We start from the raw sequence: 10,023 nt of genomic DNA, 5'->3' as shown, positions 1-10,023 counted from the left end.
AGCTAATCCAGCTAATCCAGCTAATCCAGCTAATCCAGCTAATCCAGCTAATCCAGCTAATCCAGCTAATCCAGCTAATCCAGCTATTAGCATAGCCATAGCCATAGCCATAGCCATAGCCATAGCCATAGCCATAGCCATAGCCATAGCCATAGCGGATAAGTGAGCAGCGCCACATAATGCCAATGCAAGGATAACCACTATTTTTAGACACAAAAAAGGCCGCTATTAATAAATAATAACGGCCTTTTTATTAACTAGGTTTAAACCATAGCGAATATTAAATCGCTAAGAATAGACCCGCTAATGTTGCACTCATTAAGTTAGCTAGTGAACCAGCAATAACAGCACGGATACCAAGCTTAGCAAGGTCATGGCGACGACTAGGAGCCATTGAACCTAAACCACCTAATAGAATAGCAATAGACGATAAGTTAGCGAATCCACATAATGCGAATGAAATGATAGCTTTGGTTCTATCAGACATCATCATGCCAGTCTCAGCAACTACTTTGAAACCTTCTGCAGAAGCATCAAGTAAGTAAGGAGCAAAGTTTAGGTAAGCAACAAATTCGTTTACAACAATCTTTTGCCCGATGAATGAACCCGCTACAAGCGCTTCGTTCCAAGGTACACCGATTAAGAATGCTAATGGCATGAAAATGTAACCAAGAATAAGTTCTAAAGTAATACCTTCAAGACCAAACCAACCAGTTACACCACCGATGATACCGTTGACCATTGCAATTAAACCAACGAAGGCAATTAACATTGCACCCACGTTTAGTGCTAAATGCATACCAGATGAAGCACCGCCAGCAGCAGCGTCTAATACGTTAGCTGGTTTATCAGGATCTTCAGGAAGATCTGACATGTCATTTTTAGCTTCTTCAGTTTCAGGATGCATTAGTTTAGCCATCATCAAACCACCAGGAGCCGCCATGAATGATGCAGCAACTAAGTATTCAATTGGTACACCCATTTGCGCGTAACCGGCTAATACTGAACCCGCGATTGATGCTAAACCACCAACCATGATTGCGAATAATTCAGAGTTAGTCATAGTCGCAATAAATGGACGAACAACTAGTGGCGCTTCAGTTTGACCAACGAAAATATTCGCTGTCGCTGACATAGACTCAGTACGGCTAGTACCTAATGCTTTTTGCAAGCCACCACCGATGAGACGGATGATCCACTGCATAATGCCTAAGTAGTAAAGCACTGCGATTAATGAAGAGAAGAACACGATAACGGGTAAAACATTTACCGCGAAAATAAAGCCAACTTTGAATTGAGCTAAATCGCCAAATACGAAGTTAATGCCCGATTGTGCATAACTAATTACACTAGATACGGCATCTGACATACCTTGTAAGATATCTTTCCCCACTGGTACGTATAAAACGAAACCTGCAAAGAATGCTTGAATAGCTAAAGCACCACCAACAGTACGCACATTAATTGCTTTTCTGTTATTTGATAGTGCATAACCGATTGCTAGTATGGTAACCACACCTACTAGACTCATTAGTATATCCATTAATCACGACCCTTTTTTAATTTGTTAACGATATGTATAATTGTTGTTAACTCACCTATTTTCAGTTAGTGATTATAACTGACGAGCAGATGAAAATCGTGGATTAGTTCATAGTTTTAGAGTTTAATTTCAGGATCTTATCCCACAGCAACGCCCACCAACCACGGTGTTTAAAAAAAAAGAATTACAGCTCAAACAGTTGTCGAGCATTTAACCCCAACTGTTCCATAATTAAAACAGTGGTTTTTTTTTGTAATTTTGCTATCTGTTCAACAAAACTTATTATCTGAAGCGGAGTATTTCGTTTATCTGGTGAATTATAGGGCGCCATGCTGGGAGAGTCGGTTTCTATTAGGAAGTGTTTAATATCAACTTCTGTAACCGTTTTTTGTAACTTTTTGGCGCTAGGGTTCATGATTAACCCACCTATTCCCAGTTTATAGCCCAGTTCAATATAAGATTTTGCCAACTCTGGGGCGCCATAAAAGCCATGAATAACCCCACCTTTAGGGTTAGGGTATTTTTTCAACATGGCTAATAGCTGTGGATGAGCTTTTACGGCATGTAAAATCACCGGTAATTGCCAATCAATTGCTGATGCTAATTGAGCCTCGAGTAAATCCAACTGTGATTTAGACCAATGTCGAAGCTTATCTAAACCACATTCCCCCAGGGCAACAAACCTTGGATTAGGCCTATGTTTAGCGATGAGATTATTTAACGCCGCCACTGCTTGAGAAATGTCAGCAGGTACATACCAAGGGTGGATACCTAAGGCAAAATAGCAGTCAAACTCGCTGGTAACCTCTAGCTGTTTAGCCCAAGATGACTCACTCACCCCTGGAATAATGACGTTGTCGATCCCGTTTGCGCGCATCTTTGCAAACAAAGCAGCTCTATCGTGGTCAAAATCCACAAGATCAAGGTGGGCATGGGTATCTATCATCACTTTCCCTCAAACAAATAACTTTACTGCAAATCACAGCTAATGCAGCAAACCTGCTTAGCACTTTTTACGTTACTCATCTTGCCACTATAGAATAAAATTAGCCTCAAGCTTAAATCACAGCCAATAAAAAAGGCGGTTAGACCGCCTTTTAACATCAAACACCACAGTGATTAGTTTTCGCGAGTTTTAGCGAACTCTACATCAGGGTAACGTTCCATGGATAAATTCAGATTTACCATAGTCGGTGCAATATAAGTTAGGTTATTACCACCATCTAAGGCTAAATTGCTGCTGCACTTACGACGGAACTCTTCGAGTTTACGCTCATCTTTACAGTAAACCCAGCGGGCGGTTGAAACACTAATGCCTTCATAAATCGCTTCGACGTTATATTCACTCTTAAGGCGTCCAACAACCACTTCAAACTGCAGTACGCCAACTGCGCCCACAATTAAGTCGTTGGTATCTAGCGGTCTAAAGACTTGAACAGCGCCTTCTTCGGCAAGCTGTACGAGACCTTTAAGCAATTGCTTTTGCTTTAACGGATCTTTTAAACGAATACGGCGGAACATTTCAGGGGCAAAGTTAGGAATACCAGTAAACTTAACTTTTTCACCTTGGCTGAAAGTATCACCAATTTGAATGGTGCCATGGTTATGTAAACCGATAATATCACCTGGGTAGGCTTCTTCAACTTGCTCACGATCACCAGCAACGAAGGTTAACGCATCAGAAATACGCACATCTTTACCGACACGTACATGATGCATTTTCATGCCTTTCTCGTACTTACCAGACACAATACGCATAAATGCGACGCGGTCACGATGCTTAGGATCCATGTTCGCTTGGATTTTGAAGATAAAGCCAGAGAACTTTTCTTCTTCAGCATGAATATCACGTACTTCAGTGGCGCGAGGTTGAGGCTTAGGTGCCCACTCAGTTAAACCGTCAAGTATATGATCAACACCAAAGTTACCTAATGCGGTACCAAAATAGACAGGTGAAAGTTTACCGGCTAGAAACGCCTCTAAATCGAACTCATGTGATGCACCGATCACAAGTTCTAATTCTTCACGTAATAACTCAGCAAGTTCAGCACCAATTGCTACATCAAGTTCAGGATTATCAAGGCCTTTCACTGTACGCACTTCTTGAATTTTATGCCCTAAACCTGACTGGTATAAAATTGCTTCGTCGCGATGGATATGATAAACCCCTTTAAACGACTTACCACAGCCAATCGGCCAAGTGATTGGCGCACATGCGATTTTTAGCTCAGTTTCAACTTCGTCCATCACTTCCATAGGATCGCGAATATCACGGTCACATTTATTCATGAATGTCACGATTGGTGTGTCACGTAAACGGGTAACTTCCATTAGTTTACGGGTTCGGTCTTCGACACCTTTGGCCGCGTCGATCACCATAAGACATGAGTCAACAGCGGTTAAGGTACGGTAAGTATCTTCAGAGAAGTCTTCGTGACCTGGAGTATCAAGTAGGTTTACTAGGCAATCACTGTAAGGAAATTGCATTACCGAAGTAGTAATAGAAATACCACGGTCTTTTTCCATTTCCATCCAGTCAGATTTTGCATGCTGTTTAGAGCCACGACCTTTAACGGTACCTGCAGTTTGAATTGCTTGTCCGAATAAAAGTACTTTCTCAGTAATAGTGGTCTTACCGGCATCAGGATGCGAAATAATCGCGAAGGTACGACGTTTATCGACCTCTACTGTTTGAACTGACATGGTTTACTTGCCCTAGCATAATAAAAAGGCGCAAATTATAGCGTTTCCCATCTAGGTTGGCTAGGTAAACTCACTTAAACCCAAATGGTGATGGTTTAAAAAACTCAAAAACCCAAAAGGCTAATGCCGATGCATTAGCCTTTGTGCTGAGCTAACAATTATTATTAATTAGCGACTGTAGATTGTTCAAGTATTTGCAGCGCTTGGGCTAGCTCTATTCTGGCATAACGATGTTCAACAAAATCATAAATATTTGTTGCCAAGCTTAAGCGATAATAATCCGCTGCCAGTTGATAATCTTTTTGCTCCACCGCTTTTTTAGCTAGGTAGAAATAGGCTTCACACAGACGCTCAGCATACTCCTGAGGTTGAGTCAGGTTGACTTTAGCTGCATCAAAAACTTGCTCTTTAGTCAGCTTACCAAGGTAATAATCAATGATGACTGAAGACCACGCCTGATCGTTAAGCGATTGGCGGTTAGTTAATAGCTCGGCTTGCGCTGCTTGCTGATCTGTCGGCACTTGCACTAGGTATAACCACAAAGCACGATAACCATCAGCAGGTGCTTGGGCCAAAAATGTGCGCATATCTTCAGTGGCTAACTCATAGCGTTCACCGTAATACAAAGCAATACCACGGTTGAGATAAGCATAATCGTATTGGGGGGATAACTCTAAGACCCCATCAAAAGACTCATAAGCAGGTTCAAACTCGCCTTCTTGGGTGTAATAAATCCCTAAGAAATTATATGCATCAGCAAGATTAGGTTGTAATTTTATCGCTTGGTGAAAATCAATTTTAGCTAGTAGTCGTAGGCCAACACTATCGTAGATAACACCACGGTCATAATGAAAGCGTGCTCGTTGCTCAGTGGTTAATTCCATAGAGGCTAAAATGTCATTGAGCTTAGCTAAAGTGACTTCTAACTTGTAATCAGGCACTTTGGGAGAAACCATCACTTTGCCTGACGCTGCGCTATTATCATTGCCTGAAAGTGAAGCACAACCTGACAATAACATACTGGCACCGACACATAATGCTACCACAGTGGTCCGTAATTTATGTTCCATTTAAATACCTTATCAGGTTCTATAGTTAGTTTGCATCATATCAACCAATAGCGCCAAGGGCTACGCAGTTAAAGATAAATTTATCATTGGCTAAATTTTGCCAATAAAAAAGGAGAGCCTTAGCTCTCCTTTATCGATTAGATTAACTGAGTTAATCTAACAACTATTCTGCAGCAGGTTCTGCTTTAGTAACAGCTTCTTTGATAGAAAGTCTTACACGACCTTGACGGTCAACTTCCATCACTTTAACGTCAACTTCTTGGTTCATCTCAAGGTGGTCAGAAACGTTAGCAACACGCTCTTCACTGATTTGAGAAATATGAACTAAGCCATCTTTACCAGGTAAGATGTTAACGAATGCGCCAAAATCAACGATACGGATAACTTTACCTTTGTAGATACGGCCGACTTCAACTTCAGCAGTAATCTCTTCGATGCGACGGATAGCTTCTTTAGTTGCTTCACCATTTGAAGAAGCAATTTTAACAGTACCGTTGTCATCTAATTCAATTGTTGTACCGGTTTCTTCAGTAAGTGCACGAATAGTTGCACCACCTTTACCGATAACGTCACGAATTTTTTCAGGATTAATCTTGATAGTCGTAATACGTGGAGCGTGATCAGAGATATCTTCACGTGCGCCACCAATTGCTTGGTCCATCACGTTAAGAATATGAACACGAGCGCCGTATGCTTGTTGCAGAGCGATATCCATGATCTCTTGAGTGATACCTTCAATCTTGATATCCATCTGCAGAGCAGTAATACCATCACGGGTACCAGCTACTTTAAAGTCCATGTCACCTAAGTGATCTTCATCACCTAAAATGTCAGAAAGAACAACAAAGTCGTCGCCTTCTTTAACTAGACCCATTGCGATACCAGCAACTGAACTCTTGATTGGTACACCCGCATCCATTAATGCTAATGAAGTACCACAAACAGAAGCCATAGAGCTTGAGCCGTTTGATTCAGTAATTTCTGAAACAACGCGGATGCTGTATGGGAATTCTTCAGCTGAAGGCATAACGGCATTCATACCACGCCAAGCTAGCTTACCGTGACCGATTTCGCGACGCTTAGGTGAACCTACCATGCCAGTTTCACCAACTGAGTATGGAGGGAAGTTGTAATGAAGCATGAAGCGGTTAGTACGCTCGCCCATGATGCTATCAATTTTCTGTGCATCACGTTCTGTACCTAAAGTACAAGTAACTAACGCTTGAGTTTCACCACGAGTGAATAATGAGCTACCGTGAGTACGTGGAAGTACACCAGCAAGTACATTCAATGCGCGGATCATATCTGGTTCACGACCGTCGATACGTGGCTTGCCACTGATAATACGACCACGAACAATGTTCTTCTCTAAGCTACCAAGTAAGTTATCAACTTCACGTTGATCAACATCTGCGTTTTCAGCAACTAATGCCGCTTTTGCTGCTGCTTTAACAACACCAACTTGCGCATAACGATCTTGCTTAACTTCAATTTGGTAAGCTTCAGTCATGCCAACTTCAGCTAAATCTTTAATTTTAGCAACTAAGTCTTGATCTTGAACAGGAGCAGTCCAATCCCAAGTAGGCTTGCCCGCTTCAGCTTTAAACTCAGCAATCGCATCAACCACAACTTGTTGTTGATCGTGACCGTAAGTTACCGCGCCTAGCATGATTTCTTCAGCAAGTGACTTAGCTTCAGATTCAACCATCAATACAGCGCTTTTAGTACCTGCAACAACAAGATTTAAGTCGCTTTCAGCAACTTGATCTACTGATGGGTTAAGTAAGTATTCACCGTTGATATAACCAACACGTGCAGCACCTAATGGTCCATTGAATGGAATACCAGAAATAGCCAGCGCTGCTGAAGTACCAATCATAGCCACAATGTCTGGCTCAATTTGTTGGTCTACAGAAACAACAGTAATAATGACTTGGACTTCGTTTTTAAAACCGTTAGGAAATAAAGGACGAATTGGACGGTCGATTAAACGAGCAATAAGCGTTTCGTCTTCATTTGGACGACCTTCACGCTTAAAGAAACCACCAGGGATCTTACCAGCAGCGTAAGTCTTCTCTTGGTAGTTAACTGTTAGTGGGAAGAAATCACGGCTTAAATCCGCAACTTTTTTACCAACTACAGTAACAAGGACAGTTGTATCGCCCATGCTCGCTAGTACTGCAGCATCAGCTTGACGTGCAATAACACCTGTTTCTAAGGTGACAGTATGTTGACCATACTCAAAACTCTTTACAATTGGATTCACGTGACCCATTCCTTAATTATTGACCTTTAAATTACGCGCACAAGTATACTTCAATTTTTTATAATAGTTAAAGGTCATCGCCATATCAGTCTAAAAAATAATTTATATTTTGCCTTTTAAGGTCGATATGGTTATATGAATTCATATCTCATGGCAATATAAAATGATAATAACAATGCCCTGGCCGAAAAATAGGCTTTAATCCTTGGGCTAAACGCTATACTTAATGACTTTTTGAACAAATTTATCTACAGTGAAAAGTAGAAAATACCTAACAATAACAAGCAGGTTTTTTAGGTAATTTAAGATTTTGTTAGCCCGCCAACAAAAGTAAGCTCAACGTTATTGCAAATGGAAATAAAATAATGCCGCCACAGTTTAAGTCTTTGACATGGAAGCAAACAAATTTAGTGGTGTTCACAGCATTATTTTTTGCTATTGCTATTTTTATTGTCGAGCTTGCACTGGTTGTTATTACCACCAAACAGCAAATCCAGGCCTCCCAGCAAGAACTCGTCAATTCTGTTGAACAAACCATATCTAATGTGGTGTGGGCTTTAGATGACAAACAGACCCAGCAAAACTTAGAAGGTATTGTAAAAATTGATGATATTCGTTCTGCTATCATCACCTTAGATGACAATTCCTTGTATGTTGAAGCAAGTCATCAGGCCAAACGATATCCAACTTACTATGACAGTTTGAGTTACTTGCTCTTTGATGAGTTAAAGGAAATCTCACGACCTTTGTATCGACCGCACTATTTTGAGGGCGATAAAAAACAGCAACAAATTGGCACCTTATCTATCCATTACGATATTCAAGCAATGACCAATAATTTGTTTAACCGACTTCAGTTAAGTTTTATCGCCACCTTAGCCAGAGCCTTATTGCTCACTTTAGTGCTCACGATTGTGTTTCACCGATTCCTCACTCAGCCAATCGCGCAGATCAGCGAAGCCATTGATAACATTGATCCTGAATTACCGGATGAAAACCTCATTCCCATAACCTGTGCCCATAAAGATGACGAGCTTGGACTTGTCTCCACAAAATTAAATCAAATCTTATTGCAGTTCAGTCAGGCTCAAAACAAATTACGAAAAATGGCCACCCGAGATCCTCTCACTAATTTGCCCAATAGAACCCTATTACTTGAAACATTAAGTGTCACCATACAACGTGCGCGCGTTCACAAACGCCAATTCGCACTGTTATTTATTGACCTCGATAGATTTAAAAATGTAAATGACTCTTTAGGGCATACTATCGGTGATCAATTCCTTGTAAGAATAGCCCGAATTTTAGAATCGGGCATCGCTGATAAAGGCAGCGTGGCCCGCCTAGGAGGTGATGAGTTTGTTATCGTTGCAGATGATATAAAAACCCCGCAACACGCCGCTGATTTCGTTGAACAGCTGTTAAAGCAACTCAATATGCCAATACAGCTGAATGAGCATACGATTCACCCTGCGGCCTCGATTGGTATTGCGATATACCCTGAAGATGGCCAAGGCGCTGAGGATCTTATCCGGCACGCCGATATTGCCATGTATAGCGCTAAAGCTGCGGGTTCAAACCAGTGGGCCTTTTTCAAGCAGCAAATGACCGAACATGCCGCACTTAGATTAAAAACCGAGGCCTCTTTACACAATGCGCTTAAGCGAAATGAATTTAGGGTTTATTTTCAGCCCAAATTAGATCTTAAAACTAATGAAATTGTCGGCTGTGAAGCCTTAATCCGCTGGCAAAAAGACGGCAAACTTGTGCCACCCATGGCGTTTATTCCTATCGCTGAAGAAACTGGCATTATCATTCCCATCGGCAGATGGGTTATTGAACAAAGTTGTAAGCTGCTCCGTGAGTGGGAGAAAAAATACAATCGCGTCATTCCCATTGCGGTAAATGTCGCTTCACAGCAGTTTGCTGATGCAAGCTTGGTATCCGATATCAAACAATTGGCGCTACGTTATCAAATTCGCCCCGAGTTATTGGAAATCGAAATAACCGAAACATCACTGATGAATGATATCACTCAAGCCATCGCTAAACTCGAACAACTTAAAAGTGCCGGTTTTGGTATTGCCGTGGATGATTTTGGTACCGGCTATTCATCTTTGTCTTATTTACGCCGTTTGCCTATTACCACAATGAAAATCGACCGCTGCTTTGTCTCTGACTTACCCCATGATGGCGCCATCGCCTCCACTATTCTAATGCTAGGGCAACAGCTAAATCTGGATATTGTTGCAGAAGGGATTGAAAACCAAGCGCAGCTGGCATGGCTACAACAACATCATTGCCAAGTTGGTCAGGGGTTTCTATTTAGTAAACCTTTACCACAAGACGAGTTTGAAGCGCGCTATTTTGGTGAGCAGCAGGTAAAGGTAGAGCAGGCGTAAACAAGAATGCTACTTAAACTACATTTATTTTAGCCAATA

The 10,023-nt window shown here is 41.4% G+C and carries 6 protein-coding genes and 1 pseudogene; 1 reads left to right on the top strand and 6 read right to left on the bottom strand.

Translation table 11 applies throughout. The annotated features are described in order from the left end of the window. The 6 genes and pseudogenes from Q4546_RS04545 to pnp form a co-directional block, all read right to left on the bottom strand. Nucleotides 1-214 (bottom strand): annotated as a pseudogene (locus Q4546_RS04545) (hypothetical protein); the annotation flags it as partial. 66 nt (nt 215-280) lie between these two features. Continuing rightward, entirely contained in the window at nt 281-1,543 is a 1,263-nt protein-coding gene (locus tag Q4546_RS04540) for a NupC/NupG family nucleoside CNT transporter (protein WP_102439553.1), read from the bottom strand. A gap of 184 nt (nt 1,544-1,727) precedes the next feature. Next, entirely contained in the window at nt 1,728-2,489 is a 762-nt protein-coding gene (locus Q4546_RS04535) for a TatD family hydrolase (protein ID WP_303445776.1), read from the bottom strand. A gap of 173 nt (nt 2,490-2,662) precedes the next feature. Further along, nucleotides 2,663-4,246, bottom strand: a complete 1,584-nt coding sequence (gene prfC / locus Q4546_RS04530; RefSeq protein ID WP_076542871.1) for a peptide chain release factor 3 — start codon at nt 4,244-4,246, stop codon at nt 2,663-2,665. A 164-nt stretch (nt 4,247-4,410) separates the two neighbouring features. Further along, the gene (gene nlpI, locus Q4546_RS04525; RefSeq protein ID WP_102439555.1) at nt 4,411-5,316 is read right to left on the bottom strand and encodes a lipoprotein NlpI; all 906 of its coding nucleotides are present in this window, start codon (nt 5,314-5,316) and stop codon (nt 4,411-4,413) included. A gap of 163 nt (nt 5,317-5,479) precedes the next feature. After that, a complete protein-coding gene (pnp, locus tag Q4546_RS04520; RefSeq protein WP_102439556.1) occupies nt 5,480-7,582 on the bottom strand; it encodes a polyribonucleotide nucleotidyltransferase in 2,103 nt (700 codons plus the stop codon). A gap of 365 nt (nt 7,583-7,947) precedes the next feature. On the opposite strand from pnp, the gene Q4546_RS04515 reads away from it, so the two are divergent. Next, on the top strand, nt 7,948-9,984 hold the full coding sequence (locus Q4546_RS04515) for a bifunctional diguanylate cyclase/phosphodiesterase (protein WP_303445775.1): 2,037 nt from the start codon (nt 7,948-7,950) through the stop codon (nt 9,982-9,984). The last annotated feature ends 39 nt before the right edge of the window (nt 9,985-10,023 follow it).

Source organism: Shewanella sp. 4_MG-2023 (assembly GCF_030548015.1).
GTDB lineage: Bacteria > Pseudomonadota > Gammaproteobacteria > Enterobacterales > Shewanellaceae > Shewanella.
Note: the sequence above shows the minus strand (reverse complement) of the source record. Positions and strands in the feature narration are given on the sequence as shown.

Bases quoted from the DNA above. Each gene is read 5' to 3' on its own strand.
- Q4546_RS04540 (WP_102439553.1), bottom strand. From the start codon at position 1,543: ATGGATATACTAATGAGTCTAGTAGGTGTGGTTACCATACTAGCAATC.
- Q4546_RS04535 (WP_303445776.1), bottom strand. From the start codon at position 2,489: ATGATAGATACCCATGCCCACCTTGATCTTGTGGATTTTGACCACGAT.
- prfC (WP_076542871.1), bottom strand. From the start codon at position 4,246: ATGTCAGTTCAAACAGTAGAGGTCGATAAACGTCGTACCTTCGCGATT.
- nlpI (WP_102439555.1), bottom strand. From the start codon at position 5,316: ATGGAACATAAATTACGGACCACTGTGGTAGCATTATGTGTCGGTGCC.
- Q4546_RS04515 (WP_303445775.1), top strand. From the start codon at position 7,948: ATGCCGCCACAGTTTAAGTCTTTGACATGGAAGCAAACAAATTTAGTG.